The 25792-nt window shown below is 46.1% G+C and carries 22 protein-coding genes; 11 read left to right on the forward strand and 11 right to left on the reverse strand.

Going from position 1 to position 25792, the window contains the following annotated elements; genetic code table 11:
* Nucleotides 1–28 precede the first annotated feature (28 nt).
* A complete protein-coding gene (locus ACZ42L_RS01420; protein ID WP_464700074.1) occupies nt 29–760 on the forward strand; it encodes a YebC/PmpR family DNA-binding transcriptional regulator in 732 nt (243 codons plus the stop codon).
* Nucleotides 761–832: 72 nt separating this feature from the next.
* On the opposite strand, the gene ACZ42L_RS01425 is transcribed toward ACZ42L_RS01420, so the two are convergent.
* Nucleotides 833–1228 (reverse strand): hypothetical protein, encoded by a 396-nt coding sequence (locus ACZ42L_RS01425; protein ID WP_464703910.1) that lies wholly within the window; start codon nt 1226–1228, stop codon nt 833–835.
* A 118-nt stretch (nt 1229–1346) separates the two neighbouring features.
* On the opposite strand from ACZ42L_RS01425, the gene lepA reads away from it, so the two are divergent.
* On the forward strand, nt 1347–3131 hold the full coding sequence (lepA, locus tag ACZ42L_RS01430) for a translation elongation factor 4 (protein WP_464701625.1): 1785 nt from the start codon (nt 1347–1349) through the stop codon (nt 3129–3131).
* A 44-nt stretch (nt 3132–3175) separates the two neighbouring features.
* Nucleotides 3176–3772: a Crp/Fnr family transcriptional regulator gene (locus tag ACZ42L_RS01435; protein ID WP_464703252.1), complete on the forward strand. Its 597-nt coding sequence runs from the start codon at nt 3176–3178 to the stop codon at nt 3770–3772.
* Nucleotides 3773–3821: 49 nt separating this feature from the next.
* Here ACZ42L_RS01435 and ACZ42L_RS01440 read toward each other — a convergent pair whose 3' ends face one another.
* The 4 genes from ACZ42L_RS01440 to ACZ42L_RS01455 form a co-directional block, all read right to left on the reverse strand.
* A complete protein-coding gene (locus ACZ42L_RS01440; RefSeq protein ID WP_464716413.1) occupies nt 3822–5489 on the reverse strand; it encodes an AMP-binding protein in 1668 nt (555 codons plus the stop codon).
* A 3-nt stretch (nt 5490–5492) separates the two neighbouring features.
* Complete coding sequence (locus ACZ42L_RS01445) at nt 5493–7160, reverse strand: AMP-binding protein (protein ID WP_464716414.1); 1668 nt, start codon at nt 7158–7160, stop codon at nt 5493–5495.
* A 286-nt stretch (nt 7161–7446) separates the two neighbouring features.
* The gene (locus ACZ42L_RS01450) at nt 7447–8694 is read right to left on the reverse strand and encodes an ABC transporter permease (protein WP_464703256.1); all 1248 of its coding nucleotides are present in this window, start codon (nt 8692–8694) and stop codon (nt 7447–7449) included.
* A gap of 11 nt (nt 8695–8705) precedes the next feature.
* The gene (locus ACZ42L_RS01455; protein ID WP_464700084.1) at nt 8706–9917 is read right to left on the reverse strand and encodes a pyridoxal phosphate-dependent aminotransferase; all 1212 of its coding nucleotides are present in this window, start codon (nt 9915–9917) and stop codon (nt 8706–8708) included.
* A gap of 174 nt (nt 9918–10091) precedes the next feature.
* Here ACZ42L_RS01455 and ACZ42L_RS01460 point away from each other — a divergent pair, with 174 nt between their 5' ends.
* Both ACZ42L_RS01460 and ACZ42L_RS01465 read left to right on the forward strand, forming a co-directional pair.
* Entirely contained in the window at nt 10092–10610 is a 519-nt protein-coding gene (locus ACZ42L_RS01460; protein WP_464703257.1) for a DUF4494 domain-containing protein, read from the forward strand.
* Between the two features lie 2 nt (nt 10611–10612).
* Nucleotides 10613–11287 (forward strand): YggS family pyridoxal phosphate-dependent enzyme, encoded by a 675-nt coding sequence (locus ACZ42L_RS01465; protein WP_464700088.1) that lies wholly within the window; start codon nt 10613–10615, stop codon nt 11285–11287.
* Between the two features lie 23 nt (nt 11288–11310).
* On the opposite strand, the gene ACZ42L_RS01470 is transcribed toward ACZ42L_RS01465, so the two are convergent.
* The 3 genes from ACZ42L_RS01470 to ACZ42L_RS01480 all read right to left on the reverse strand — a co-directional run bounded on the left by ACZ42L_RS01470 (nt 11311) and on the right by ACZ42L_RS01480 (nt 14481).
* Nucleotides 11311–13146 (reverse strand): M6 family metalloprotease domain-containing protein, encoded by a 1836-nt coding sequence (locus ACZ42L_RS01470; protein ID WP_464716415.1) that lies wholly within the window; start codon nt 13144–13146, stop codon nt 11311–11313.
* 28 nt (nt 13147–13174) lie between these two features.
* Nucleotides 13175–13945: an EFR1 family ferrodoxin gene (locus ACZ42L_RS01475; protein ID WP_464716416.1), complete on the reverse strand. Its 771-nt coding sequence runs from the start codon at nt 13943–13945 to the stop codon at nt 13175–13177.
* Nucleotides 13946–14091: 146 nt separating this feature from the next.
* Nucleotides 14092–14481, reverse strand: coding sequence for a DUF1573 domain-containing protein (locus tag ACZ42L_RS01480; protein WP_464700094.1), 390 nt, complete (start codon nt 14479–14481; stop codon nt 14092–14094).
* A gap of 401 nt (nt 14482–14882) precedes the next feature.
* Here ACZ42L_RS01480 and aspS point away from each other — a divergent pair, with 401 nt between their 5' ends.
* From aspS to ACZ42L_RS01510, 6 genes are all read left to right on the forward strand, one after another.
* Nucleotides 14883–16643, forward strand: a complete 1761-nt coding sequence (gene aspS / locus ACZ42L_RS01485; RefSeq protein ID WP_464706443.1) for an aspartate--tRNA ligase — start codon at nt 14883–14885, stop codon at nt 16641–16643.
* A 157-nt stretch (nt 16644–16800) separates the two neighbouring features.
* Nucleotides 16801–17094, forward strand: a complete 294-nt coding sequence (locus ACZ42L_RS01490) for a winged helix-turn-helix domain-containing protein (protein ID WP_464716417.1) — start codon at nt 16801–16803, stop codon at nt 17092–17094.
* 78 nt (nt 17095–17172) lie between these two features.
* Nucleotides 17173–17505: a hypothetical protein gene (locus tag ACZ42L_RS01495; RefSeq protein WP_464716418.1), complete on the forward strand. Its 333-nt coding sequence runs from the start codon at nt 17173–17175 to the stop codon at nt 17503–17505.
* A gap of 78 nt (nt 17506–17583) precedes the next feature.
* Nucleotides 17584–19080, forward strand: coding sequence for a xylulokinase (locus ACZ42L_RS01500; RefSeq protein ID WP_464716419.1), 1497 nt, complete (start codon nt 17584–17586; stop codon nt 19078–19080).
* 27 nt (nt 19081–19107) lie between these two features.
* Nucleotides 19108–20424 carry a xylose isomerase gene (gene xylA / locus ACZ42L_RS01505; protein ID WP_464703264.1) on the forward strand — a complete coding sequence of 439 codons (1317 nt, stop codon included), beginning with the start codon at nt 19108–19110 and terminating at the stop codon, nt 20422–20424.
* Between the two features lie 167 nt (nt 20425–20591).
* On the forward strand, nt 20592–21653 hold the full coding sequence (locus ACZ42L_RS01510; protein ID WP_464716420.1) for a mannose-1-phosphate guanylyltransferase: 1062 nt from the start codon (nt 20592–20594) through the stop codon (nt 21651–21653).
* A gap of 196 nt (nt 21654–21849) precedes the next feature.
* Here the strand turns inward: ACZ42L_RS01510 and ACZ42L_RS01515 are convergent, their stop codons facing one another.
* Genes ACZ42L_RS01515 through ACZ42L_RS01525 form a run of 3 tightly spaced genes read right to left on the reverse strand, consistent with a single transcriptional unit; the run spans nt 21850 to nt 25787 of the window.
* On the reverse strand, nt 21850–23838 hold the full coding sequence (locus ACZ42L_RS01515; RefSeq protein ID WP_464716421.1) for a fructose-1,6-bisphosphatase: 1989 nt from the start codon (nt 23836–23838) through the stop codon (nt 21850–21852).
* A 6-nt stretch (nt 23839–23844) separates the two neighbouring features.
* Nucleotides 23845–24633, reverse strand: coding sequence for a hypothetical protein (locus ACZ42L_RS01520; RefSeq protein ID WP_464716422.1), 789 nt, complete (start codon nt 24631–24633; stop codon nt 23845–23847).
* Nucleotides 24630–25787: a glycosyltransferase gene (locus ACZ42L_RS01525; RefSeq protein WP_464716423.1), complete on the reverse strand. Its 1158-nt coding sequence runs from the start codon at nt 25785–25787 to the stop codon at nt 24630–24632. The genes ACZ42L_RS01520 and ACZ42L_RS01525 overlap by 4 nt, the downstream gene beginning before the upstream one ends.
* Nucleotides 25788–25792 lie beyond the last annotated feature (5 nt).

Genomic DNA, 25792 nt, shown 5'->3' on the forward strand with positions numbered 1-25792 from the left:
ATAAATAACAATCAAATATTAAATTCCAATGGGAAGAGCATTCGAATATCGTAAAGCTGCGAAGATGAAGAGATGGGGTCACATGGCCCGTACGTTCACGAAGTTAGGTAAGGAAATTGCCATTGCCGTGAAGGCCGGCGGACCTGAACCGGAGAACAATCCGCGTCTGCGTGCCATCATTGCTACCTGTAAGCGTGAGAACATGCCTAAGGATAATATTCAGCGTGCCATCAAGAACGCTATGGGTAAGGATACCAGTGACTATAAGGAAGTGACTTATGAAGGATATGGACCTCACGGAGTGGCTGTTTTTGTAGATACCTTGACCGATAATACGACCCGTACGGTGGGCGATGTCCGCTCAGTGTTCAATAAGTTCAACGGCAATATGGGTACTCAGGGATCTTTGAGTTTCCTGTTCGACCATAAGGCTGTATTCTCTTTCAAGAAGAAAGATGGTCTGGATATGGAAGAACTGATTCTGGAACTGATTGACTTTGGAGTGGAAGATGAGTTCGATGAAGATGAAGAAGAGAACGAAGTAACCATCTATGGCGAACCGACCAGCTTCGGGGATATCCAGAAACACTTGGAGGAGAATGGGTTCGAGATTACTTCGGCAGAATTTACACGCATCCCTAACGACTTGAAGGACGTTACTGCCGAGGAACGTGAGACTATCGACAAGATGGTAGAACGTCTCGAGGACTTCGATGATGTGCAGAACGTTTACACGAATATGAAGCCTGCGGAAGACTAGGAAGCGTCTCCTGTGGTTGAAAGTATAAAGGGGAAAAGACCTGGCGTCTTTTCCCCTTTGTCGTTTTTGGGATTATTGGTATTCCTTTGAAGTGAAGTTGTGCTGGTATAACACCTTACCGGGAGCTTGTGCCGAATGGACTATGTATTGGAAACTGAAGCCGGCTTCTTTGTAGATTTTGATGCCGGGATTGTCTTTGATGGCACTCAATAGTCCGTCGGTGATACTCTTACTATTGGCTTGAATCACCTTGGCATCGTCAAATTTATCGGTGAAAGAGCAGTAGTAAGTGTAAGTCTTGGACTGCTTATTGAATACGACACTGTCTGTACGGGTGTTGTTGACGACCGGAGTGGGGCAGTATTTGCGGGTATATTCGGCTGCTTCTCTGGCTGCACGATCTTCCAAACTCTCATGGCATGATGAGAAAACTACGATGGTGCTCATCATAAAAGCACATTGCCTGATGAATGAATATCTGAAAAGTTGCATATCGTTTCGTTTGTATTTCTGTACAAATATACGAATAATCTAACGAATTCTTTGTATATTTGCACCTTAAAAGCGCACTTATTAAATGGGTAATATCAACAACATAAGGAATTTTTGCATCATTGCACACATCGATCATGGTAAATCTACGCTGGCTGACCGCATGCTTGAGCATACGCAGACCATCAAGATTACAGGTGGACAGATGCTCGATGACATGGATTTGGAGCGTGAACGTGGTATCACGATTAAGAGTCATGCCATACAGATGGATTATCGGGCGAGCGACGGAGGGCAGTATGTACTCAATCTGATAGATACTCCGGGGCACGTAGACTTCTCCTATGAGGTGTCTAGAAGTATCGCGGCGTGCGAAGGAGCTTTGTTGGTTGTGGATGCAACACAGGGTGTTCAGGCCCAGACCATATCTAATTTGTATATGGCGATAGAGCATGATTTGGAGATAATTCCTGTTATCAACAAGATAGATATGCCCAGTGCGATGCCCGAAAAGGTAGAAGATGAGATTATAGATCTTATCGGTTGTAAGCGAGAGGACATTATCCATGCCTCTGGAAAGACAGGTGTGGGGGTAGACGACATCTTGGAGGCCGTCGTAGCAAGAGTTCCTCATCCGCAAGGAGATGCCCAAGCACCACTCCAGGCTTTGATTTTCGACTCCGTATTCAATAGTTTCAGAGGTATCATTGCATACTTTAAGATAGAGAATGGAACTATCCATGCGGGTGATAAGGTGAAGTTTTTCAATACCGGAATGGAATATGTGGCCGACGAGGTGGGTGTTCTCAAGATGGATATGATGCCTCGTAAGGAGATTACGTGTGGCGAGGTAGGCTATATCATCAGTGGTATCAAGGATGCCAAAGAGGTGAAGGTGGGTGATACGATTACCCATACGAATCGCCCATGTGAGCATTCTATTGCCGGTTTCCAGGAGGTCAAGCCGATGGTTTTTGCCGGTGTTTACCCGATAGACCCATCAGAATATGAGAATCTGCGTACTTCTTTGGAGAAGTTGCAGCTCAATGACGCATCGCTGACGTTCATGCCTGAGAGTTCGGTAGCCTTGGGATTTGGTTTCCGTTGCGGTTTCCTGGGACTCCTGCACATGGAAATCGTGCAGGAAAGACTGGACAGAGAGTTCAATATGGACGTCATTACGACCGTTCCGAACGTTTCATATATGGTGTATGACAAGCATGGAGAAAGTCGCGAAGTGCATAATCCTTCGGGCTTGCCTGAGCAGACTTCGATAGAGCATATCGAAGAACCGTATATTCGTGCAACCATTATTACAGATACAAACTTCATCGGTCCAATCATGACATTGTGTCTGGATAAGCGTGGCGAACTCATTAATCAGGAGTATGTGAGCGGTAATCGCGTGGAATTGCATTTCATGTTGCCGCTTGGCGAAATCGTGATAGACTTCTATGATAAGCTCAAGAGTATCTCGAAAGGATATGCCTCGTTTGACTATCATATCGACTCGTTCCGTCCGTCAAAACTGGCCAAGCTCGATATTTTGCTCAATGGCGAGCCGGTAGATGCCTTGTCTGCATTGACACATCAGGACAATGCCGTGACATTGGGACGCCGGATGTGCGAGAAGTTGAAGGAGTTGATACCCCGACAGCAATTCGATATTGCCATACAAGCGGCAATCGGAGCAAAGATTGTGGCTCGCGAAACGATAAAATGTGTGCGTAAGGACGTCACAGCCAAATGTTATGGAGGCGACGTGAGCCGTAAACGTAAACTGTTGGAGAAGCAGAAGAAGGGTAAGAAACGCATGAAGCAAATCGGCAATGTAGAAGTTCCGCAGAAAGCGTTTCTAGCCGTGTTGAAGTTGGATTAATCATTCTTAAATACCAAGAATAATAAGAAAGAGAGGAAATAGAGATGAGAGAACCCGTAAATACTCCACGCGATATAGCGCGCGAGTTAGCCCGCAAATACAGTACAATGACTCATGACGAGCTTGATATATTGGAGAGCATCTTAGTACCGATGAAGTTTGCGAAGAATGAAGTGATTCTGAAAGAGGGCGATGTGTGCCGGAACATCTATTATGTAGACCGTGGATTGATACGTCAGTTCTATTTCAAAAATGGCAAAGAGGTCACAGAGCATCTTGGCGAAGACCGTACTATCTTCATGTGTATTGAGAGTCTGTTCAGGGAAGAGCCTTCAAAGTTGCAGGTAGAAGCTATCGAACCTACTGTCATCTATGCACTTCCGAAGCATCGGTTGGAGGAAGTGGCCTTGCACAATGTCAACATTCAGATACTATACCGTAAGATATTGGAGGAGAGTCTTATCATATCGCAGGTTCATGCCGACCTCGTAAGGTTCGAATCTGCCCAGGATCGGTATAAGAAGATATGCAAGCTGAATCCTCAGGTGGTGCTGCGGGCGCCGTTGGTATATATTGCCAACTACTTGCAGATGACTCCCGAAACGCTCTCCAGGGTACGGGCTTCGACATTGCTGGATTGATATAAAGTATAAAAAGGATAAGGTGAAAGCCTTATCCTTTTTTATTTTCCTACCTTGTATATAGGTATCGCTTAATACTTTTCTTGGGTGTTTTTTCGAATTCCTCTTTGTGAATCTCGATAGCCGACAGTTTGCAGTAAGCTGGGAGCTTCTGGTTAAGCTCCTGTCTGTTCTGTTCCATCACGTTTTGTAAGTCTTCATTGTTGAACGACAGTGATGCAGCTTCGTCGTAATCTGGATATACCAAGCCTATCAGTTTGTCACCATCCTGAATGACAACACTCTCGCTTACCAGTGCCATCGAATTAAGCTGGTCTTCCACCTCTTCGGGATAGATGTTCTGTCCGTTTGCACCCAGCAGCATATTCTTGGAGCGTCCCTTGATGAAGATATTGCCATCTTCGTCCATTGTGCCCAAGTCGCCTGTGTGATACCATCCCTCTGAGTCGATGGTTTGCCGAGTAGCTTCTTCGTTTTTGTAATATCCCAGCATTACATTGAGGCCTTTGGCCAATATCTCACCAGGCACATTGACAGGGTCTAGACTGTCTATTTTTATCTCCATGTGGACTACACTGCGACCGCAACTGCCCGGTACGAAACTCTGATAGTCGGCGTAGGCGATGATGGGTGCACACTCAGTGGCTCCGTAGCCCACCGTATATTTGAATTTGATTTGCTGTAGGAACTGCTCAACCTCCTGATTCAGGGCTGCTCCGCCGATGATGACTTCGTAGAATTCGCCGCCGAATGCGTCGGTTACCAGATCGCAAATCTTCTCTTTCACCTTCTTGCTAATCATTGGCATGTTGAGCAACAGGCGCATCTTGTTGTTCTGTATCTTCGGGAATACCTTTTTCTTGATAATCTTCTCAATGATGAGCGGCACGGCGATAATAATGTCCGGTTTTACTTCTGAGAATGCCTGGGCGATGATGGCAGGGCTGGGCATACGCGTCAGATAATAGATATGGCAGCCTTTGTTGAATTCGAACAGGAATTCGAATGCCATTCCATACATGTGGGCCATCGGCAAGATGCTGATAACTTTCGACCCACCCTTCAGATGTTGGCCAAGGACCTGCTGTGCAAAGTCAAAGTTGCTCCACAGGGCGCGATAAGGTATCATCACGCCTTTTGAGAATCCTGTCGTACCACTGGTGTAGTTGATGAGTGCCAATTCGTCGGGACTCTGTTCTATATAGTAGTTGACATGCTCCTTACGATAGTATTTCGGGAATTTCTTGCCGAACATTTCGTTCAGGTGTTCGCGTGCATATGTCAGTTTATCCGTACGCGAGAGAATCAGTGAACTGTCCGGAAGATAGATGATACCTTCCAGTTCCGGCATCTTCGTAGCGTCTATTTCAGTGCTGACAACGTCGCCGGCAAAGAGCAGTTTCGACTCGCTGTGATTGACAATATTGTGTATCTGGTCGGCTGTAAACTCATGCAGAATGGGTACAGCCACAGCTCCATAGGTGAGTGTGGCCAAGAAAGCCACGGCCCAGTTAGCACTGTTCCTACCGGCTATTGCAATCTTGTCGCCTTTCACAATGCCGCAGTTCTCGAACATGATGTGCAGTTTCTCTATCTTTCTGGCCACATCATGATATTGTAAGGTCATACCCTTGAAGTCGGTCAGTGCATCTTGTTCCCAATGATCCACGATAGACTTCTGAATTAAAGCGTTGAAGCTTGGAATGTTTCCTGTCATAGATTATTCGATATTTTGATATAGGTACCGTTTGATACTCTTTTTCGGGGTTTTTTGAAATTCTTCTTCATGCAGTTTGATGGCAGACAACTTGCAGAATGATGGCAGGACCGAATTGAGTTCCTGTCGGTTTTGTTCCATGATGTTTTGCAAGTCCTCGTTAGAGAATCCCATGCTTTCGGCTTCCTCAAAGTCGGGATGTACCAGGCCTACAAGGGCGTTGCCGCTCTGTACAATCAGGCTCTCGCTGACCATCGCCATAGAGTTGAGTTTGTCTTCTATTTCTTCGGGATATACATTCTGGCCGTTTGCACCCAGCAGCATATTCTTGATACGCCCCTTGATGAATACATGTCCGTCGGCACTGACGGTTGCCAAATCCCCCGTATGATACCATCTGTTATCATCTAGCACGGCCTTGGTGGCATCCGGATTCTTGTAGTAGCCCACCATGACGTTTGCTCCACGGGTGATAAGTTCGCCCGGAACGTTCTCCGGGTCGCTGCTGTTCACCTTGATTTCCATGTTCTTAACAACCGTACCACACGAACCCGGCACGAAATCCTGCCAGTCGCTGTAGGTAATCATGGGTGCAGTCTCTGTCGTGCCATAGCCCATGGTGATGGGGAATCCGATAGATACCAGGAATGCTTCAATCTCCTTGTTCATCGGTGCACCGCCAATGATAATCTCGTATAGATTGCCCCCGAATGTATCTTTCACCATCTGGCATATTTTTTCCTTTACTACTTTCTGCACAACCGGCATTCTCCACAGCACTTTTACTTTGTTCGTCTGTATCTGTGGGAATATCTTCTTGCGGATGATTTTCTCTAGGATGAGCGGTACGGCCACGACGATGGCCGGCTTGATTTCAACCATTGCCTCCTGAATGAACGACGGACTGGGCAGTCGGGTGAGGAAGAAGAGATGATTGCCGTGGCAGAATTCCAAGATAAATTCTACCATCATGCCATACATGTGAGCCATAGGGAGAATGTTCAGCACCTTGCTTCCTGCCGGAATATGGCAAGAGATAGACTCGGAGAGTCCTTCCAGATTGCTTGACAGCGTGCGGTATGGGAGCATCACTCCCTTTGAAAATCCAGTCGTTCCGCTCGTGTAGTTGATGAGTGCAAGGTCTTCGTTCTTGTCCTCGTAATACTTGATGTGTTCCGGACGGAAGTATTTGGGGTATCTCTGACCGAATATTTCGTTCAGATGTTCGCGTGCATACACCAGCTTTTCAGAGCGCGATACCACGATAGAAAAGTCGGGTATATAGATGATACCTTCGAGATTGGGCATTGGGTCGGCCTCAATCGTGGTCGATACTACGTCGCCTACAAACAGAAGTTTGGACTCGCTGTGGTTTACAATGTGATAAATCTGGTCGGGGATAAACTCGTGTTGTATGGGAACGGCCACTGCACCATAGGTAAGGACGGCCATGAACACAACAGCCCAGTTACTGCTGTTTCTGCCACAAATGGCAATCTTGTCTCCACACACTATGCCACTATTCTCGAACAAGATATGGAGTTTCTCTATTTTTCTTGCTACATCGTGATATTGTAGCGTGACTCCTTTGTAGTCGGTAAGGGCATCTTTGTACCAATTATCCTTGATACTCTGTTCTATATACTTATTGAAGCTGGGTATTAATTCCATTGCACAAAAATCAAAATATCGTGCAAAGATAATGAATTACTTGCACAATACAAAACTTTATGTGCAATTTTTGGTTTGTTTATGCCCTCGTAAAGATACAATAGAGGGTATGTATCCATATCAGCTATTCGTGTTCGGAAATCGAATACCTTGACATTGTTTTACTGCAAGGCCTTGGCAGCGTTACTGAATGGGCTTGGCAGTATCGCTGTTTGGGCTTTGCAGCAATGCTGCCGAGCCCTTGCAGTAAAGTGGGTGATAAATGAATGGCTTGCCAAGGTTGCTTCTATTCGTAGCGCATTGACTTGGCCGGGTGGATGTGCGAGATGAGATAGCTGGGGGCTATCAGTATAAACAGGCTTATCAGCAGCGTTGCCACATTCAGGATGATGATGAGTGGGAAGTTGAATTCCACGGGTACGGTGTTGACATAATAAGTGGTCGGGTCGAGTTTCACCAGGTGTGTGAAGTGTTGCAGGGCTATGAGTCCGATGCCGATGATGTTGCCGATGAGTAGTCCGCGGCCTATAATGAATGCGGCGAACCACAGGAATGTGTGGCGGATGGTTTTGTTTCTGGCGCCCATAGCTTTGAGCAGGCCTATCATCGACGTGCGTTCCAAGATGATGATGAGCAGTCCGGAAACCATCGTCACACCGGCTACGCATATCATGAGAGCCAGGATAATCCATACGTTCAGGTCGAGCAGGTCAAGCCAGGAGAATATCTGTGGATTGATTTCCTGAATGGTCTGGGATGAATAAGTCTCTCCGTACTGGTCTACACTGCGGTTTACTCTGTTCACCATGACTGCTGCGGTCTCGTAGAGTTTGCCGAAATCGGTCACGGTGACTTCTGCTCCGGTGGCTTGGTCGGCTTCCCAGTTGTTCAGTTTCACTGCTGTGTATAGGTCGGTAAAGCAGATGGCATTGTCGTATTGTGAGAGATTGGTCTGGTAAATGCCCGAAATGGTGAAGCGACGCACGTGTATTCCATTGTTGTCAATGAAATAGGCGAAGATGCGCTGGCCACATTTCAGGTTCATCTTGCTTGCCATTGACGCCGAAACCAGAATCTTGTTGGTTGATTTACGGTCGCTGAAAGTGGGTATTGTGCCCTCTACCATGTTTTGATGGAGAAAGGTAGAATCGAATTCAGGGCCTACGCCCTTGAACAGTACGCCCATGAAATCGTTGTCGGTCTTGAGGATTCCGCGTGCTGTGGCAAAGCGTTCCACGTGCTTGACACCCGGAATGCCCTTGATGACACGTATCATGGAGTCGCCCATCTGTATGGGGTAGGATTCTGAAGATTGCTGTGTCATGAAGTTGGCCACCTGTATGTGACTACCAAATCCGATGACTTTGTCGCGGATGGTGTGCTTGAATCCCAGTACCACGCATACCGATACAATCATCACGGCAAGTCCGATAGCAACTCCGACAGTGGCTATTCGGATGGCGGGAAGCGATACTTTGCGTTTGTCGCCCGTATCGCTGTAGATGCGTTTGGCTATGAATAAGGGGAAGTTCAAACTGTGTCGGGTTAGGATAGTTCTTCGTCTACACGACCGGGATAAGCCTCTAATGCCTTGCGCAATACGGTGAGGGCACGCTCCAGGTCTTCTTTCTTGAGTACATAGGCTATACGCACTTGGTTGACACCGGCACCGGGGGTGGTATAGAAACCTGCGGCTGGGGCCATCATGACGGTTTCTCCCTCGTAAGTAAACTCTTCCAGACACCATCGGCAGAATTTCTCACTGTCGTCGACAGGCAGTTTCGCCACTGTGTAGAAAGCTCCCATGGGAATGGGGGAGTATACGCCGGGAATACGGTTCAGTCCGTCTATCAGGCACTTGCGACGCTCTACGTATTCGTCGTACACGTCTCTGTAATAGTCTTCGGGGGCATCCAGAGAGGCTTCGGCCACTATCTGACCTATGAGTGGAGGCGACAGTCGGGCCTGGCAAAACTTCATTACGGCCTTTCTCACCTGTTCGTTCTTGGTGATAAGTGCACCGATTCTGATACCACATTCTGAATATCGCTTGGAAACGGAGTCTATCAAGATGACATTCTGCTCTATTCCTTCGAGATGGCAGGCACTGATGTAGGGTGAACCTGTGTAGATGTATTCGCGGTAAACTTCATCGGAGAAGAGATAAAGGTCGTACTTCTTCACTAAATCGCGAATCTGATTCATCTCTCTGCGGGTGTAGAGATAGCCCGTAGGATTGTTTGGGTTGCAAATCATGATGGCACGTGTGTGCTCGTTGATAAGCTCTTCAAACTTCTCGACCTTTGGTAGTGAGAATCCTTCTTCGATGGTTGTGGCAATAGTACGTATCTTTGCGCCGGCACTAATGGCAAATGCCATGTAGTTGGCATAGGCGGGTTCGGGTACGATAATCTCGTCTCCGGGATTCAAGCAACTCATGAAGGCAAACAAAACGGCCTCACTTCCGCCCGATGTTATAATGATATCATCGGCTGTTACTTGAATATTGTATTTCCTGTAATAGTCAACAAGCTTCTCTCTGTAGCTTTGATTACCTTGGCTGGGAGAGTATTCCAGAATCTTCCTGTCAATATGGGCGAGTGCATCCAGACCGCACTGAGGTGTCGGTAGGTCTGGCTGTCCAATATTAAGATGGTAAACCTTGGTTCCTTTCTTTTTTGCTGCGGCAGCCAGTGGAGCCAACTTCCTGATAGGAGACTCCGGCATTTCCAATCCGCGCACAGATATTTCAGGCATTGTAACTAAATTGTTTGTTGAATTGCAAAGATAGTATATTTAATTGAAACGAAAACCTGTGGATAGGATTTTATTGTCTATCGCCTTATTTTTATGACCTTTGTTGACTTCATGGTCAAAAATATATTATCTTTGCAAGGAAGAAAATAATTCAGAAATACATATTATTAGATTATGAGATCAAGAACAGCTTCTTGGTTTGAGACCAAGATTCGTTACGAAAAAACAATGGAAGATGGCATGCAGAAGAAGGTTACAGAGCAGTATGTCGTTGATGCTTTGAGCTTTACCGAGGCCGAAAATGCCATTATCAATGAGATGTCTTCTTATATAAGCGGTGAGTTTAAGATTACAGATATAAAGCCTGCATCTTACGGCGAAATCTTCTTCAGCGATGCAGATTTGGATGATCGCTGGTACAAAGCGAAGTTGCAGTTCATCACTATCGACGAGAAAACGGAGAAGGAGAAACGTTCTACGGTCACTTATCTGGTACAGGCCGCCAACGTCCCGGTTGCCGTGAAGCATATAGATGAGATAATGGGTGGCACGATGATAGACTACGTGATTGCCGGTATCAATGAAACCCAAATCATGGATGTCTACGAACATCAGGTAACCAGGAAGAAACCGGAAGTTGACGACGTTCCCGAATACGAACAACAATCGGAAGAGCAGAAAGAAGGGGAGTAATAATGGACATTGATGTAGCTCGTCAGTTGCATGAAGTGCGGTCTCATTTGCCGTCTACAGTGAAGTTGGTAGCGGTGAGCAAGTATCATCCCAATGAATACATCGAGGCTGCCTATCAGGAAGGACAACGCATTTTCGGAGAGAGCCATGAGCAGGAACTCTCTAAGAAAGTGGCGTCGTTGCCCAATGATATAGAGTGGCATTTTATCGGGCATCTTCAGACTAATAAGGTGAAATACATCGCACCGTACATCTCAATGATTGAGGCTGTGGATAGTTTGAAGCTCTTGAAAGAGATTGAGAAGCAGGCTTCCAAGTGTAATCGGGTGATTCGGGTGCTTCTGGAACTGCATATTGCCGAGGAAGAAACCAAGTATGGGCTTACGTTGGATGCCTGTCGCGAGTTGCTGGCTAGTTCGGCTTGGCGCGAATTGACGCATGTTCAGATATGCGGACTCATGATGATGGCCAGCTATGTAGACGATGAAGCGCAGATTATCAGTGAATTTGAGACTGCCCGCAGATTTTTCGACGAAGTGAAGGCGACCTATTTCCCGACTGATGATGCCTTTTGTGAGCGTTCGTGGGGAATGAGTCATGATTACCAATTAGCAATCAGTCACGGTTCAACGATGGTTAGAGTCGGTACGACAATATTTGGGCCGAGAGTCTATTAAGACTTCCGGCCCATTTTTTTGATTTATTGAATGACGATTTTCTTTCTGTTCATAATGTAGATACCTTTCGGGAGATGTGTCTTGTCAGTTCCCAAGTATCTTCCATCAATGGAGTAGATACGGTCATCTTTGTACAGTTGCCCTGCCACTTCGGCCGGGATACCGATGATACCGGTCGCCGTATCAATGTCTTCCTTTAAGAAGTTGAATGTGATAACGCCGTTGGCTTCGGTGATTTTGTATATCGGTTTGGCCAGGGCTGTACCGTTATAGACGGTTGGTTTCACTGTCGTATCATCCGTCAGAGATTTGGTGTTGGTCGTTCCGGGGAATGGGTTAGCGGCCGCTGAAGCTCTGTATGCGTTTTGAGAAGTTTGGTCTTTGACGATAGATGAATTCAGCAGCATGCCGTCGGCAGCTACCAATGTCATTCGCGGATGTCCTAATGTGTTGTTAACGGTATTGGCCGATATGCCCGAAGAGAGTGAAAACGCATTTTCATCGTAGTCTACATGGAAGACGAGCATGCCGTGTCCAAATTGATATTTGTTCCAGTTGGTCTGCTGAATGTTCTGTACGATGAAATATTCATGCCCTGTAGGATCATTGTCATTCATGATGCGATAGGCCTTTGCATCGCTGTCTCCTGAGTCAAGATCCTTTAGTGTCACCTTACTTGCTTCTTTCAGTGTGTCGATAGTGAACCATTCCAGTGCCTCGCGTTCCCATGCCGTGTAGGCAGCAGGGGCATATCCGTTTTTTAGGTACTCTCCTGTATCCATCAGACTCCAGTATTCCAGCGACTGGTTATTGGCTTTTTGGGTTTCCAAAGGAGCTGCCGTGGTGGCATAGAAATCGGGCAGTCCCAGGCAGTGAGAGAACTCATGAGCAAATAATCCGATGCCGTTAATCAGGTATTTGCCTTGTTTCTTAACGATTTCAGGATTTCCATAAAGCTCGTTGCTGACACCATATCTATATACGGTTTTACCATCATAGGTCCCGCCGGGAGTGGCACCCGACTTGGGCCAAATGGCATCCGAGCTGTTGCCCGACCAGCTTTCACTGTATCCGGCATAGATGATATATACCAAATCTACATATCCATCGTTATCTGAATCGTACTGCGAGAAGTCTACTCCCAATGCGTCTGCTTTCTGGCATGCTTCGGTGATAAGTGCGCCGATATTGTCTTTTCTTCCACCGGAATTCGCTCCATAATAGCTGAGGTTGTTGTCTAGCTTGATAATCGTGTTGAAAACATCAAACTGCGGTGTGAATTTTCCCTTGCTCATGGCTTTGAAGTAGCCACGAATACTGCTGATATTGGAAGTGTTGTTATTGCCGAAATCGCACAGTACATCAGCATTCAAGTATTCTTTATAGGCTTCTATAGGGTGGTTGATTTTGAATACCGTGTCTTGAAATTCGGCCAGGATGACGAGTGCCTTGGGGCTACCGAGATGGGGAAAATACTTGTCTGTAGACCTCACAACCTCGCGTGTACGAATCTTGTTGGTCCATGTGCCGGTGGTCTTTTGATAAAAAGCGTCTCTGTCCTGGTTGTCGACGAGTGCTTGTTCTGTTGCAGAACGGTGTTCGGCTTCATGGGCCAATTGTGTCGAAGCCGTCAGATTGCCATACGAGTCTATCTTGCCGATGTAATAGTCGAAGCCCACATGGACGAGGATTGCACCGTCGCTGGTCGTGTACCATGACACATGTTCGTCGCCATGTCCTGATACCAGGAGCGTTGTCCCGTCGGACTGAGTGGTACTGAATGGCTCGCTGAAAACTTTCGCGCCCCACGCATATATGGTTATGACCGATAAAATGATAATGAGTAGAGATTTCTTCATATTCTTAAATCAATAATAGATATTTGTTTTATTTATAGCGGTATTGCCCTTTATGTAGAGTCTTGTTCCCATATTCGATGGCATGGTGCGGGCAATAGTGGTAACAGGCAAAACACGTGATGCACTTGTCGGCATGCAGCCAAGTGGGTTGGAAGCCCAGTCCACCCTTGATATTGTCAGTAGGACAGACGTCAGCGCAGATGCCACACTTCACACATCTGCTCTCGTCTACGTAGAACGGCTTGTCGGTAAGGAGTCTTTTAACGAAAAGACTGCCCAGTATGTCGGAATTGATGCGAGGCCAATGGCTGTTGTGAATAGGCACAATGCCATGCTCACGGTTCAGAATCCGTGGTATATACTTGCGTAACAGCTCTTCTGAATTCTGTTTCTTCGCTTGCACTATATGTGGTTTGTCAGTGTCCATGAACGGTAGTCCCACATAGGTATTTGGCATTTTCAGGGAGAACGCGGCATGTGTATGCAGTCCGATTTGGCCGAGAGCCTTGTTCAGATAGTCTACGCTGCGCCCTATATCGTCGCCGGCCGTCATGGCTGCATAGCAGTAATGTTGCCCGTTGTCGCCTAGGAATGACAGCTTGGCAATAAAGTCGAGCATGATTTTTGGGGGACGCCATCCGTGAATAGGAAATATGAATCCTATCCGTTCGTCTTTCTTGAGCGTATAGCAATCAGGCGATGAGCTTTCCGAGATAGAAATCAAGTCTTCTCCTGTAGCTTGCCCCAGTTCTCTTGCGAGCCATCTGGAGTTGCCGGTAGCCGAAAAATAGAAAATCATGACGTTGTCCTCAATATTATTTTTGCAAAAATAGTGATTTATCTTGAATCAACCAAGGCTCTCTTCAGAATAGATGTGCAGCAGCAAAAAGACCATCCTGTGAGTGCAGGATGGTCTTTTTATTTTTTAGTTCGGTTACAAATCTGCTATTTGGCCTCTGTCATGACTCCCTCGATGTACAGGCGGGTCATCTCGGTCTGCCCGTTAGAGCGAACGGTGATGCTCTTTTTGAAATGTCCGGGGAATTTGCCTTTGCCGTTGTAGGTGACAAGAATCTGTCCCTTCTGTCCCGGCATCACCGGTGATTTTGTGTAGGAAGGTACGGTGCAACCACAGCTTGCAACGGCCTGATTAATGACAAGAGGTGCTTGGCCTACGTTGGTGAAGGTGAACACACACTTCTGTACAGGGTTGCTCTCAGAGAAAGTACCTAGGTCGACGGTTACCTTGTCGAATTTAATGTCGGCTTGGTTTTGTGCTGAAACAGCTATAAAACCAATGACTAACATGGCTATGATGCTTAAAAACTTTTTCATATCTGTTCGTTTTGATTGTAAAAATTCGTGGCAAAGGTATGAAACTTCGTGATAGTTGCCAACTATTCGGTCATATATTTATCTAATATACGTTAAATGTTTGATACTTTTATCATTTTATGTGGTCTGGCTTAATTTACTGCAAAGGCTCGGCAGTGCTGCTGTTTGGTCTTTGCAGCAACGCTGTTTGGCCCTTGCAGCAATGCTGCGAAGCCTTTGCAGTTTTTGGAGTTTGAGTTGAAGGGTTTGTAAGTTTGGTGAGTTCTATCATGAGTAGGTGGAGTCTTGGCACTTGGTAAGTGCCTGTCTTGCTCAATTTATATGTGATAAAAGGAGGTGCGTTCTTTGTGTAATGCTTTTTTTTGTATAACTTTGCATGATACAAAGGAAACATAAGAAATATGTATAGAAGCAATACTTGTGGAGAGTTAAGACTCTCTGATCAGGGCAAGGAAGTAACCTTGGCCGGATGGGTTCAGCGTTCGAGAAAGATGGGAGGTATGACTTTTGTCGACCTGCGCGACCGTTATGGCATTACCCAGCTCGTATTCAACGAGGCCGATGACAGTGAACTCTGTGACAGAGCCAACAAGTTGGGACGCGAATTCTGTATTCAGATTCAGGGAACGGTGAGCGAGCGTCAGAGCAAGAACGATAAGCTGGATACCGGTGATATTGAGATATTGGTGCATGAACTCAATGTCTTGTCGGAGAGCGTAACGCCTCCTTTCACGATAGAAGACAATACCGACGGTGGCGATGATATTCGTATGAAGTATCGCTATTTGGACTTGCGTCGTGCTGCCGTGCGTCGGAATATGGAGTTGCGCCACCGTATGACCATATTGATTCGCAACTTTCTGGATGCACAGGCATTTATGGAGGTAGAGACTCCTATATTAATAGGTAGTACACCAGAGGGCGCTCGCGACTTCGTAGTGCCCAGCCGTATGAATCCCGGACAGTTCTATGCGCTGCCACAGAGTCCGCAGACATTGAAGCAACTGCTGATGGTAGCTGGTTTCGACCGCTATTTCCAGATTGCAAAGTGTTTCCGCGATGAGGATTTGCGTGCCGACCGTCAGCCGGAATTCACTCAGGTAGACTGCGAGATGAGCTTTGTGGACCAGGAAGATGTGATAGGCCTGTTTGAAGATATGTGCCGTATGCTTTTCAAGGAAATCAGAGGTGTGGAGCTTCCGGCTAAGTTGCAGCAGATGCCGTGGCACGAAGCGATGAGACGTTTCGGTAGCGATAAGCCCGATTTGCGCTTCGGGATGGAGTTTGTAGAGCTGAAGGAGACCTTTGAGGGCAAGGGCAATTTCCCTATATTCAATGAGGCTAAGTACATTGGTGGTATTTGTGTGCCTGGCTGTGCAGACTATACACGCAAGCAACTGGATGGACTGGCCGACTTCGTGAAGCGTCCGCAGGTAGGTGCCAAGGGATTGGTATATATCAAGTACAATGCCGACGGCACGGTGAAGAGTTCTGTAGACAAGTTCTACTCACCCGACGAACTGGCCGAAATCAAGAAGGTGATGAATGCCAACAATGGCGATTTGGTGCTGATATTGAGCGGTGACAATGCCAATAAGACCCGTGTGCAGTTGTGTGCGCTCCGTCTGGAGATGGGCGAGCGTCTCGGTTTGCGCGATAAGGATAAGTTTGAGTGCTTGTGGATAGTCGACTTCCCCTTGTTCGAGTGGAGCGATGAAGAGCAGCGCCTGATGGCTACGCACCATCCGTTCACGATGCCTAATCCCGATGATATACCATTGTTGGAAGAACATCCGGAACAGGTGAGAGCCAAGGCATACGACTTCGTATGCAATGGTATTGAAGTGGGCGGTGGAAGCTTGCGTATTCACGACGGAAAATTGCAGGAACGCATGTTCAAACTGCTGGGATTTACTCCCGAAAGAGCGATGGCTCAGTTTGGATTCCTGATTAATGCGTTCAAATATGGTGCTCCTCCCCATGCAGGTCTGGCTTTCGGTCTCGACCGTTTTGTCAGTATCATGGCTGGTCTGGACTCTATTCGCGACTGTATTGCGTTCCCGAAGAACAACAGCGGTAGGGATGTGATGCTCGATGCACCTTCAGAACTAGATATCAAGCAGTTAGACGAATTGAACTTGAAAATAGATTTGAAGGATTGATGTAAATCAAGAAAAAGAGCTACTTTGTTGTTGTCATGATGTTTCGTGTAAAAAATATGCACGAACATGGAAAGATTGTCGTACTTTTGCAGTGATGAATAGTAATCTGATTTCTATGTTTGGAAATTGAGATGAAATTGTAATCAAATAAAGAAATATGGCAGAAAAGAAAGCAACAAAGGTTGTAGCAGCTCCTAAGAAGGAGACTACAAAGAAGGTAGTGGCAAAGAAACCGGCCGCACGTAAGGTGGTAGTAGCACTTAATGCAGAGAGTGTGGGCTTCCGTGCCGGTGATGTTTATCAGGCTTTGGCAGCTGCGGAAAAGGCTCTCAGTGTTAGTGAGATTTCTAAAGTAGCAAAGATTACAACCGAGGAAACTTATCTCGGTATTGGTTGGCTCTTCAAAGAGGGCAAGGTAAAAGGCGAAGGAGAACTCGTGACACTGGCTTAATCTTGATGAAGGATAAACCAAATAAGGAGCTGCATTTATAATACAGCTCCTTTTTTATGTTTCATATATTGCTATTACATGGGTTACGATACGGAGATATTACGGGTTTTGGCAGAGGCCGGCAAGGAAGGGTTGTCGGTCAGGAAGATAGCACGCCATGTGCTGAATGCCTGTAATAGTCTGTTCGACCCCGTGGAATACGGTGTCGTACATGCTTATGTGCAGCAATATCTTGTGAAGAATGCCAAGATGACAAACGGCTTGGTAGAGCGTACGGAGACTCGTGGAAGGTATCGGTTGAACCTGAATAATACCGGTAGTCAGCAACTGATGCTTCAGTTTTGCGAAGAATCTGCGGAGGAAGTGGAGCTGGATAGTCAGCCGAAAGACCAGTCGTTAAGTTTGTTCTGAGCATCGCAAGATTTGTGATTTTTTTAAGGGGAACACATCCTTTGATTCGTATTATACAATATATATAATAGGAATCTTATGGCAAATAGATATTTATTAGGCTTTGATGTGGGCAGTAGTTCGGTAAAGGCATCTCTGGTTGAGGTGGAAAGCGGACAGACTGCGGCCACGGCTTTCTATCCAAAGAGTGAAGCTCCCATGATAGCTGTAAAGGCAGGATGGGCAGAGCAAGAACCTCAAATGTGGTGGGACAATGCCAAACTGGCCCTGCGTCAAGTCATGGCAGATAGTGGCATCACGGGTAAAGAGATTGTGGCCATCGGTATTTCGTATCAGATGCACGGTTTGGTGTGTGTAGATAAGAATCGGGAGGTGCTTCGTCCGAGTATCATCTGGTGCGATTCCCGTGCTGTGCCTTATGGAGAGAGAGCATTCCAGGAACTGGGTTCAGACTATTGTCTATCGCATCTGCTCAACTCGCCCGGTAACTTTACGGCTTCAAAACTTGCCTGGGTGAAGGAGAACGAACCGGCCCTCTATGAGCGTATAGATAAGATAATGCTGCCCGGAGACTATATTGCTATGAAGCTGTCGGGCGAGGTCTGCACTACGATTAGCGGCTTGTCAGAGGGTATGATGTGGGACTTTAGAGATAAATGTCCGGCCAAATCGCTTTTGGATTATTATGGCTTTGATGAGCATATCCTGGCAAATATTGTCCCTACCTTTGCCGTGCAAGGAGAAGTTTCGAGAGCTGCTGCTGCCGAAACTGGGCTGCGAGAAGGTACGCCTATATCCTATAGAGCCGGTGACCAGCCCAACAATGCAGTGAGTCTGAATGTATTCAACCCAGGTGAAATCGCCTCTACGGCGGGTACTTCGGGGGTTGTCTATGGTGTCTTGGGAGATGTAAACTACGATGTGAAGAGCCGCGTTAACACCTTTGCACATGCCAACTATACATTGGAGCAAGACCGCTTGGGCGTGTTACTGTGTATCAATGGTACTGGTATCTTGAATGCCTGGGTTCATCGCAATGTCACTCCTGACATCGGTTATGCCGATATGAATCAGTTGGCAGAGACTGCGCCGATAGGTTCAGAGGGTGTGAGCATCATTCCGTTTGGCAACGGTTCTGAACGTGTGCTGGAGAACAAGGAAGTAGATTGCTCCATTCATGGACTGAATTTCAACAAGCATTCGAAAGCTCATATTGTCAGGGCTGCCCAGGAAGGCATAGTCTTCAGCTTCTGTTATGGCATGGAAATCATGCGCGATATGGGTATGGATATTCGTAAAATACATGCCGGCAATGCCAATATGTTCTTAAGTCCGCTGTTTAGAGATACTTTGGCAGGAGTGAGTGGAGCTACGATAGAACTCTATGAGACCGATGGAAGCGTTGGAGCAGCCAAGGGAGCAGGTATGGGAGCAGGCATCTATAAGAATCATGAAGAGGCTTTCTCGACACTCAGGAAGTTGGCTGTGATAGAGCCGGAAGAACATTTGCAGGCTGCTTATGCCGATGCTTACGCGAGATGGAAATCGGTATTGAACAAATATATAAATCAATAAGAACTTAAATTTTAAAACTACAAGAAAATGACAAAAGAGTTTTTTCCACAGATTGGTAAGATTCCTTTCGAAGGAACAGATAGCAAGAATCCACTGGCATTCCACTATTATAACCCGGAGAAAGTAGTTGCAGGGAAGAAGATGAAAGACTGGTTGAAGTTTGCTATGGCTTGGTGGCATACGCTCGGAGCTGCAAGTAGCGACCAGTTCGGTGGACAAACCCGCGATTATGAGTGGGATCATGCCGACAGCGCTATCCAGCGTGCAAAGGATAAGATGGATGCCGGATTCGAGATTATGGAGAAATTGGGAATAGAGTATTTCTGCTTCCACGACGTAGACCTTTGCGATCCAGCTGATGATATAGCCGAGTATGAGCAGAATATGAAGGAGATAACCGATTATGCTCTGGAGAAGATGAAGGCCAGCAACGTGAAATTGCTTTGGGGAACAGCCAATGTGTTCAGTGACAAGCGTTACATGAATGGTGCAGCAACCAATCCTAACTTTGATGTTGTGGCTCGTGCTGCCGTGCAAATCAAGAACGCTATTGATGCAACCATCAAGTTGGGAGGTAGCAATTATGTGTTCTGGGGAGGTCGTGAAGGCTATATGTCACTGCTCAATACACAGATGCAGCGCGAAAAGGACCACTTGGCCCAGATGCTCATTGCGGCTCGTGACTATGCCCGTGCGAAAGGTTTTACCGGAACGTTCCTTATCGAACCGAAACCGATGGAGCCGACAAAGCATCAGTATGATGTAGATGTAGAGACTGTTATCGGTTTCTTGCGTGCTCACAATCTGGATAAAGACTTCAAGATTAATATTGAAGTGAACCACGCAACATTGGCCGGTCATACTTTCGAGCATGAACTTGCCGTTGCCGTAGACAATGGTATGTTGGGTAGCATTGATGCTAATCGTGGTGATGCACAGAACGGTTGGGATACCGACCAATTCCCCATTGACAATCTCGAACTGACTCAGGCCATGATGCAGATTATCCGTAATGGCGGATTAGGTAATGGCGGTAGTAACTTCGACGCTAAGATTCGTCGTAACTCAACTGACCCTGAAGATATCTTCATTGCCCATATCTGTGGTATGGATGCAATGGCACGTGCGCTGGAAAATGCTGCTGCCATTCTCGAAGAGAGCGAGCTTCCACAGATGTTGAAGTCTCGTTACGCTAGCTTCGACAGTGGACTGGGTAAGGATTTCGAGGACGGTAAGGTAAGCTTGGAGCAGTTGGTAGACTACGCAAAGAAGAATGGCGAGCCTAAACAATTGTCGGGCAAACAGGAACTTTATGAGACTATCGTTGCTTTATATACCAAATAAGGCTGCTACAAAATACGCAGTGAACATTGATAGGAGAGACCTTTTCGCAGGTTTCTCCTATTTTTTTGCTCGATACCGAAGTTAAAGGGGAAATAAAATTTTCTATTGGCATGAGTATGGAATATTTTACTTATATTTGTAACAATATAAAATGAAGAATAAATCTTATGGTTATTGCAAACAATCATTTAGTCATCATGGCTGGTGGTGTGGGGAGTCGATTCTGGCCAATGAGTACTGAGGAATATCCAAAACAATTCATAGATATTCTCGGTGTAGGAAGAACACTGCTTCAACTTACTTTTGACCGATTTAAGGGGCTTTGCCCTCCGGAGAATGTGTGGGTTGTTACGAATCGTAAGTATGAAGAACTCGTAAAACAGCAATTACCCGAAGTACCGGTAGAAAATATATTGTTAGAACCCTGTCGTCGTAATACAGCACCATGTATAGCTTATGTAAGTTGGCGCATCAAGGCCAAAGATTCCAAGGCTAATGTGGTGGTGTCTCCGAGTGATCATATCATTACGGATACTATCGAGTTCCAACGGGTTATATCTTCGTGCCTACAGTTTACCAGTGAGACCGATTCTATCGTCACACTGGGTATGAAGGCTGACAGGCCGGAGACCGGATATGGCTATATACAGGCCGACTTGACGGCACGTTCTCCGCGTAATAAGGAGATATTCCGTGTAGATTCGTTTCGAGAAAAACCTGATTTACAAACTGCTACAGAGTATATCAGACATAATAACTATTTCTGGAATGCGGGTATATTCTTGTGGAGTGTGGAGACGATAGTCAATGCTTTCAGAGTCTATCAGCCCACAATGGGTAAGTTGTTTGAAATGATGTTGCCGGTATTAGGTACACCGAAAGAGCAGGAAATCATTGATCAGCGATATGCAGAATGTGAGAACATCTCTGTCGACTATGCCATCATGGAGAAAGCTGAAGAGATATTTGTATGTCCTGCTAATTTCGGTTGGAGCGATTTGGGAACATGGGGCAGTCTGTTGATGAAGAGTCACAGGGACTTGTATGGAAATTGTGGCATCGGTCAGGATATTCGTTTTTTTGACAGTCACAACTGCATTGTGCATACCACGCAGGAGAAGAAGGTGGTCATACAAGGCCTTGACGGCTACATCGTGGCCGAGAAAGACGGCATACTCTTAATCTGTAAGTTGTCTGAGGAACAGAAAATAAAACAGTATCAGGAATAGGGCTAATCAGTGCAAAGGCTCGGCAGCATCACTGCCGAGCCTTTGCATTTTTACTGATGAGGCTTGGCAGTGATGCTGAAGAGGCCTTGCAGTGAGGAAAGGGGTATCTGGAATACTGATAGTCTGTTGTATAACAACTAAAAAGGTGGTAATAGTTTCACATGCTATTACCACCTTTTTTATTGATATATGAAATTTATTTAGACGCTCTTTCCGTGATAAGCCCGTGCCGATAAGCGTAGAGAAGTTCTTCAAGGTCTCTGATTTGGCGGTTCAACTCTTCGCCCTTATCGGTGTTGGCCACCAGCATGCGATGGCTGCTGAGTTCGACTATCTGCGTAGTACTCTTAATGTCTGTGCCTCTTAGTACTGCGTCGGCAGCACTGGTGAAAGGTTCGTGTTGAACCAATTGGAATCCACGGCTATGATACACAAGCGTGTAACCGGCAATACCAGTTTCCTTGTGATAGGCCTCAGAGAGTCCGCCATCTATCACCATGAGCTTGCCGTTGGCCTTAATGGGATTCTCTCCACTGCCGGCATGTACGGGTACGTGGCCGTTGATAATGTGTCTGTTGGTGCCGTTTACGCTGAAGGCATCCAATATTCGGTCGGCTACGGCCTCGTTGTCTCTCAGTTTGAAATAGTTTCCTTTCTCTTCTTTGTGTGTGGCCTTGTCTTCAATGAAGTATCGTTCAAACGTTGCCATCTTGCTCTTGTCAAAGAGTGGGCTGTCAGGACCGCACCACAGGTAGAGGAAATAGTCGATGGCATATTGTCTCTCGGCTGGAGGAGTGTCGTTTTGGAATGCAGAACGGATGAGCATACCGGTGTGGTACATGAGTTCCCGCCCCTGATAGATTTGTCCTTTTGCAATTTCTACATCCTTTAAACTTCCGTCTTCATTAAGCGGTACGGACGCATGGAAGAGCAGATTGTTGTTGTAGATGGCATACATACAGCCATGTTGGAGGAGTAGACGAATGTGCTTGTGTAGCTTCTCGCACACCATGAACGAGTGGTGTAGTTTCTCCATCAGCACAGTTTCTTCTTCAGTCATGTCGCATGGATGTTCCGGATTGATGGTGGGGAAGTTGTTGCTGGTCAACGGATACTCCTTGCCATCAAGCATGATGGTACCTTTCTTGTAGTCGATGTTCTTGAAAAGCTCTCTGTCTTGCATGCTCCAAGCAGGATTGCGTTCGAAGATTTTCGCCTCGGCCTTGAACTGCAACACAGCAATCGCCTTGTGCATGAGGGCCATGAGACGGACGGATTTGTCATCGGTGTTCTTGTTATATCCGGTGAGCTTAGGTATAAACTCCTTGCATTCATCGTCTCCATAGGTTTCCATGGCGAATGTTGCCAGTGAGATGAGGTTGATGCCATATCCCTCTTCCAGTGTGGTAAGGTTGGCATAGCGCAGGGACAGGCGGATGACATTGCAGATACAGGCATTGTTTCCGGCGCAAGCTCCCATCCATAGTATGTCGTGGTTACCCCATTGGATATCCCAATTAGGGCGTGCCGACATGGTGTCGAGAATGATATGTGCCCCAGGACCTCGGTCGAAGATGTCGCCGAGAATGTGCAAACGGTCAATGGCCAACCGCTGAATAACGTTGGCGATGGCGATAATGAAGTCGTCGGCTCTGCCCGTAGAGATGATGGTATCAATGATAACATTGACGTATGCTGTCTTGTTAGTGTCTTCGGTACGTTCGTGGAGGAGTTCCTGAATAATATAGGAGAATTCTGCCGGTAGTGATTTTCTTACCTTAGAGCGTGTGTATTTGCTCGACACGTCGCGGCATACGGCTACGAGTTGGTGTATGGTGATTCTGTACCAGTCGATGATATCGGCCTCATTGGTCTTGACAAGTTCCAATTTCTGTTCCGGATAGTAGATGAGTGTGCATAGCTCACGCTTCTCGTATTCGCGCAAGGAGTTACCGAATAGTTCGTTAACTTTTCGCTTGATGTTGCCGGAAGCATTCTTCAGAACGTGTTGGAATGCTTCGTATTCCCCATGAATATCGGCCAGGAAATGCTCCGTTCCTTTTGGAAGGTTCAATATGGCTTGCAGATTAATGATTTCTGTACTGGCTTCAGCTACTGTAGGAAATGATTGTGACAGCAGCTGCAAATATCTCATGTCTTGATGAATCGTATCTTGTTTTGTCATTTTTGCTTAATTTTTGTGTGTTATCATTTCGGCTATCTTTCGGGTTGTTCGATTGTCGATAGCCGGAATCGGGATGAAACCTTCGGTAAGAGTGGTAGTCTGTAGCATGGCTTGTTCAAGACTGGCTACAAATGAATATATTTCCAGTTTTTGCAATATCTCTCCCATGAGGTCTTCATTGTAGTCTGCTGTCTGCATCTTGTCGGCTAGTTGCTGTGCAAACACCGGATTGAGACTGTCTCTGTGGAATAGGTATTGGGCATAGAGAAACTCATTGCATAATGTCTGTAACTGATGGTCGGTGCTCTCAAACTGATCTACTTGCTGTTTGATTTGCCTCCTTATCTGCTGGTCATGTTCACTTGTTACCTTGGTATAGAGTTCCAGTAGCTGTTTGTATAGGTCGCTACTCGCTCCGTCATTGGTTACGATAGGATTTTTGACCAAATACACCTCATGTGGCTGAAAGTGTTGTTGAATATATTGCTTCTCATGTTTTCCTGTAGCATGGAATGTGAGATGGCATTTCTTCAAGGCGTATTGAAGTGGTGAATGTTGCCATGATACAATGGAAGCCAATGGACTGTAGAGGATGGGTATTTTCTTTGAGTTGGCTGTTTTAATGAGACGCAGCAGGGCAAGGTCCAATTTACCCATGATATGTATAAGGTCTACGCTCTTGTTATCCTCGAAGTTTGTCCCTTCGAGGGTTAGCTCATGCTGCATGGTAGAGATGTACTGGGCAGACAGAGTTTCCTTTTTGATGGCAGAGCTTGTTACGACCTGTATTCTCATAATTTGTGACTGGTGAATTCGTACTTATCGGCAAAGTGATGTTTGATGGCATATCGGGAGTTGGTCCATACACTTCTCAGTTGGAAAAAGAAAAGTTTGAATGGAGCGATATGAGTTTCAAATTTGGTTAAAGCCCTGGAACAGGAGAGGGTACGCCAACTCATCAAAATGAGTATCGCAGCAATAGCTGCACCCAATAGCATCCAATTGTGTATGATAGCGGCATAGGTAATAGTTGCTATATTGACCAGAAAACTAGTGTGGAGGAATAGATTGTCTGTGAGAAGTGGAAATCTATATCTGAGACTTCCACGCAGAAACTTCCTGGATTCCTGATAGAAGAGCTGGTTGTTGAGCCAAGTCTTCTGGCTGATGTCCATATCAGTAAGCCAGCAAGGAGGTGTAATTGCTAAAGCAGAATTGTCTTCTGTGGAGTATTTATTGACGATAAAGTCATATTCTCCGCGTATTAATTGCAGATTTCCTAGAAATCCATTGCCTTCCATGAAGACACTCTTGCGGAATGCCAGATTCGTACAATGACAGCCATAGCCGTGTCCCTTTTGCATAGAACGGAACATGAGTCTGGCTTTAGAGAAGTGTTGGAAGTGCTGATAGTCTGTCACATCTTCGTCGGGGAAGTGGGTATATCCCATCACGATGTCTTTGGTTTCGTGCATGGTGGCAGCCATTGATGCAAGCCAAAAGTCACTGTCTGGTCTGCAACTGGCTTCTGTCAATATGCACCATTCGTATTTAGCGGCCTTAATACCTACTGTTATGGCTAGTTTTCGCCTGCTCATATATCTGGAAGACATGGGCAGAAAGGTGGTGTAGAGATTGTCGTGTATACTCAATCTTTTCAGTACATCTTCCGTTTCGGTGTCTCCCTTCTCGGCAACTACCACCACTTGGAATGGTGCGGGATATTGCTGTTGTAAGAAATAGGGGATATTGTCTTCTAAAAAAGTTGCTCCTTTATGAGCCGGAATGATAATGCTGATTCCCGGTAAAGTCTGATTTTGCCCGTTGGACGATTCATCTTCTTCGGCATTGAGGGAAACTTTGCGTAGAAAAGGACTTGTCAGCGATGCAATGACAGCTAATAAAATGAGTATTCCTCCAATATATATAGTGGTCAGGAGAGTGAGCATGATAA

The sequence above is a fragment of the Prevotella mikamonis genome (assembly GCF_055381405.1).

Excerpts from the sequence above, each read along its gene's own strand:
- ACZ42L_RS01420 (WP_464700074.1), top strand. The coding sequence starts at position 29 with ATGGGAAGAGCATTCGAATATCGTAAAGCTGCGAAGATGAAGAGATGG.
- ACZ42L_RS01435 (WP_464703252.1), top strand. The coding sequence starts at position 3,176 with ATGAGAGAACCCGTAAATACTCCACGCGATATAGCGCGCGAGTTAGCC.
- ACZ42L_RS01440 (WP_464716413.1), bottom strand. The coding sequence starts at position 5,489 with ATGACAGGAAACATTCCAAGCTTCAACGCTTTAATTCAGAAGTCTATC.
- ACZ42L_RS01445 (WP_464716414.1), bottom strand. The coding sequence starts at position 7,160 with ATGGAATTAATACCCAGCTTCAATAAGTATATAGAACAGAGTATCAAG.
- ACZ42L_RS01455 (WP_464700084.1), bottom strand. The coding sequence starts at position 9,917 with ATGCCTGAAATATCTGTGCGCGGATTGGAAATGCCGGAGTCTCCTATC.
- ACZ42L_RS01460 (WP_464703257.1), top strand. The coding sequence starts at position 10,092 with ATGAGATCAAGAACAGCTTCTTGGTTTGAGACCAAGATTCGTTACGAA.
- ACZ42L_RS01465 (WP_464700088.1), top strand. The coding sequence starts at position 10,613 with ATGGACATTGATGTAGCTCGTCAGTTGCATGAAGTGCGGTCTCATTTG.
- ACZ42L_RS01470 (WP_464716415.1), bottom strand. The coding sequence starts at position 13,146 with ATGAAGAAATCTCTACTCATTATCATTTTATCGGTCATAACCATATAT.
- ACZ42L_RS01475 (WP_464716416.1), bottom strand. The coding sequence starts at position 13,945 with ATGATTTTCTATTTTTCGGCTACCGGCAACTCCAGATGGCTCGCAAGA.
- ACZ42L_RS01480 (WP_464700094.1), bottom strand. The coding sequence starts at position 14,481 with ATGAAAAAGTTTTTAAGCATCATAGCCATGTTAGTCATTGGTTTTATA.
- aspS (WP_464706443.1), top strand. The coding sequence starts at position 14,883 with ATGTATAGAAGCAATACTTGTGGAGAGTTAAGACTCTCTGATCAGGGC.
- ACZ42L_RS01490 (WP_464716417.1), top strand. The coding sequence starts at position 16,801 with ATGGCAGAAAAGAAAGCAACAAAGGTTGTAGCAGCTCCTAAGAAGGAG.
- ACZ42L_RS01495 (WP_464716418.1), top strand. The coding sequence starts at position 17,173 with ATGGGTTACGATACGGAGATATTACGGGTTTTGGCAGAGGCCGGCAAG.
- ACZ42L_RS01500 (WP_464716419.1), top strand. The coding sequence starts at position 17,584 with ATGGCAAATAGATATTTATTAGGCTTTGATGTGGGCAGTAGTTCGGTA.
- xylA (WP_464703264.1), top strand. The coding sequence starts at position 19,108 with ATGACAAAAGAGTTTTTTCCACAGATTGGTAAGATTCCTTTCGAAGGA.
- ACZ42L_RS01510 (WP_464716420.1), top strand. The coding sequence starts at position 20,592 with ATGGTTATTGCAAACAATCATTTAGTCATCATGGCTGGTGGTGTGGGG.
- ACZ42L_RS01515 (WP_464716421.1), bottom strand. The coding sequence starts at position 23,838 with ATGACAAAACAAGATACGATTCATCAAGACATGAGATATTTGCAGCTG.
- ACZ42L_RS01520 (WP_464716422.1), bottom strand. The coding sequence starts at position 24,633 with ATGAGAATACAGGTCGTAACAAGCTCTGCCATCAAAAAGGAAACTCTG.
- ACZ42L_RS01525 (WP_464716423.1), bottom strand. The coding sequence starts at position 25,787 with ATGCTCACTCTCCTGACCACTATATATATTGGAGGAATACTCATTTTA.